The organism is Lysinibacillus sp. RC46 (assembly GCF_041262385.1).
Taxonomy (GTDB): domain Bacteria; phylum Bacillota; class Bacilli; order Bacillales_A; family Planococcaceae; genus Lysinibacillus.
The window spans coordinates 1-2,880 of sequence record NZ_JBGCCF010000071.1; the positions used below are offsets into that span (position 1 = coordinate 1).

Annotated in this window: 1 rRNA gene; it reads left to right on the top strand. The window is 52.4% G+C overall.

The features are described 5' to 3' along the window. Positions 1 to 2,878: ribosomal RNA gene (locus ABH966_RS26905) — 23S ribosomal RNA — on the top strand; the annotation flags it as partial. Positions 2,879 to 2,880 lie beyond the last annotated feature (2 nt).

A 2,880-nucleotide genomic window follows, 5' to 3' on the forward strand; every position in this document is an offset into this window, starting at 1 on the left:
GAAGGACGGCACTAACACCGATATGCTTCGGGGAGCTGTAAGTGAGCTTTGATCCGGAGATTTCCGAATGGGGGAACCCACTACGTTTAATCGCGTAGTATCTTGACGTGAATACATAGCGTCTTGAAGGCAGACCCAGGGAACTGAAACATCTAAGTACCTGGAGGAAGAGAAAGAAAAATCGATTCCCTGAGTAGCGGCGAGCGAAACGGGAAGAGCCCAAACCAAGAGGCTTGCCTCTTGGGGTTGTAGGACACTCTATACGGAGTTACAAAAGAGCGAGTTAGATGAAGCGACTTGGAAAGGTCCGCCAGAGCAGGTAAAAGCCCTGTAGTCGAAAGTTCGTTCTCTCCTGAGTGGATCCTGAGTACGGCGGAACACGTGAAATTCCGTCGGAATCCGGGAGGACCATCTCCCAAGGCTAAATACTACCTAGTGACCGATAGTGAACCAGTACCGTGAGGGAAAGGTGAAAAGCACCCCGGAAGGGGAGTGAAAGAGATCCTGAAACCGTGTGCCTACAAGTAGTTAGAGCCCGTTAATGGGTGATAGCGTGCCTTTTGTAGAATGAACCGGCGAGTTACGATTACGTGCGAGGTTAAGCTTTAGAAGGCGGAGCCGCAGCGAAAGCGAGTCTGAATAGGGCGAATTAGTACGTGGTCGTAGACCCGAAACCAGGTGATCTACCCATGTCCAGGGTGAAGGTGAGGTAACACTTACTGGAGGCCCGAACCCACGCACGTTGAAAAGTGCGGGGATGAGGTGTGGGTAGCGGAGAAATTCCAATCGAACTTGGAGATAGCTGGTTCTCTCCGAAATAGCTTTAGGGCTAGCCTCGTGATGAGAATACTGGAGGTAGAGCACTGTTTGGACTAGGGGGCCATCCCGGTTTACCGAATTCAGACAAACTCCGAATGCCAGATATTTATACACGGGAGTCAGACTGCGAGTGATAAGATCCGTAGTCAAAAGGGAAACAGCCCAGACCACCAGCTAAGGTCCCAAAGTAATCGTTAAGTGGAAAAGGATGTGGCGTTGCACAGACAACCAGGATGTTGGCTTAGAAGCAGCCATCATTTAAAGAGTGCGTAATAGCTCACTGGTCGAGTGACGCTGCGCCGAAAATGTATCGGGGCTAAACGATTCACCGAAGCTGTGGATTGACATCTACGATGTCAGTGGTAGGAGAGCGTTCTAAGTGCGTTGAAGTCAGACCGGAAGGACTGGTGGAGCGCTTAGAAGTGAGAATGCCGGTATGAGTAGCGAAAGACGGGTGAGAATCCCGTCCACCGTATGACTAAGGTTTCCTGAGGAAGGCTCGTCCGCTCAGGGTTAGTCGGGACCTAAGCCGAGGCCGATAGGCGTAGGCGATGGACAACAGGTTGATATTCCTGTACCACCTCCTCACCGTTTGAGAAATGGGGGGACGCAGTAGGATAGGGTAAGCGCGCTGTTGGATATGCGCGTCCAAGCAGTAAGGCGTGTGTGTAGGCAAATCCGCACACTATAACGTTGAGCTGTGATGGCGAGTCCGTATGGACGAAGTTCCTGATTTCACACTGCCAAGAAAAGCCTCTATCGAGGTGAGAGGTGCCCGTACCGCAAACCGACACAGGTAGTCGAGGAGAGAATCCTAAGGTGTGCGAGAGAACTCTCGTTAAGGAACTCGGCAAAATGACCCCGTAACTTCGGGAGAAGGGGTGCTCTTGAGCGTGCAAGCGCATGAGAGCCGCAGTGAATAGGCCCAGGCGACTGTTTAGCAAAAACACAGGTCTCTGCAAAACCGTAAGGTGACGTATAGGGGCTGACGCCTGCCCGGTGCTGGAAGGTTAAGAGGAGTGGTTAGCGCAAGCGAAGCTGCGAATTGAAGCCCCAGTAAACGGCGGCCGTAACTATAACGGTCCTAAGGTAGCGAAATTCCTTGTCGGGTAAGTTCCGACCCGCACGAAAGGCGTAACGATCTGGGCACTGTCTCAACGAGAGACTCGGTGAAATTATAGTACCTGTGAAGATGCAGGTTACCCGCGACAGGACGGAAAGACCCCGTGGAGCTTTACTGTAGCCTGATATTGAATTTTGGTACAACTTGTACAGGATAGGTAGGAGCCAGAGATCTCGGAGCGCCAGCTTCGAAGGAGGCGTCGGTGGGATACTACCCTGGTTGTATTGAAATTCTAACCCATGCCCCTTAGCGGGGCAGGAGACAGTGTCAGGCGGACAGTTTGACTGGGGCGGTCGCCTCCTAAAAGGTAACGGAGGCGCCCAAAGGTTCCCTCAGAATGGTTGGAAATCATTCGTAGAGTGTAAAGGCACAAGGGAGCTTGACTGCGAGACCTACAAGTCGAGCAGGGTCGAAAGACGGGCTTAGTGATCCGGTGGTTCCGCATGGAAGGGCCATCGCTCAACGGATAAAAGCTACCCCGGGGATAACAGGCTTATCTCCCCCAAGAGTCCACATCGACGGGGAGGTTTGGCACCTCGATGTCGGCTCATCGCATCCTGGGGCTGTAGTCGGTCCCAAGGGTTGGGCTGTTCGCCCATTAAAGCGGTACGCGAGCTGGGTTCAGAACGTCGTGAGACAGTTCGGTCCCTATCCGTCGTGGGCGTAGGAAATTTGAGAGGAGCTGTCCTTAGTACGAGAGGACCGGGATGGACACACCGCTGGTGTACCAGTTGTCTTGCCAAAGGCATCGCTGGGTAGCTATGTGTGGACGGGATAAGTGCTGAAAGCATCTAAGCATGAAGCCCCCCTCAAGATGAGATTTCCCATTACGCAAGTAAGTAAGATCCCTCAAAGACGATGAGGTAGATAGGTTCGAGGTGGAAGTGTGGTGACACATGGAGCTGACGAATACTAATCGATCGAGGACTTAACCAAAA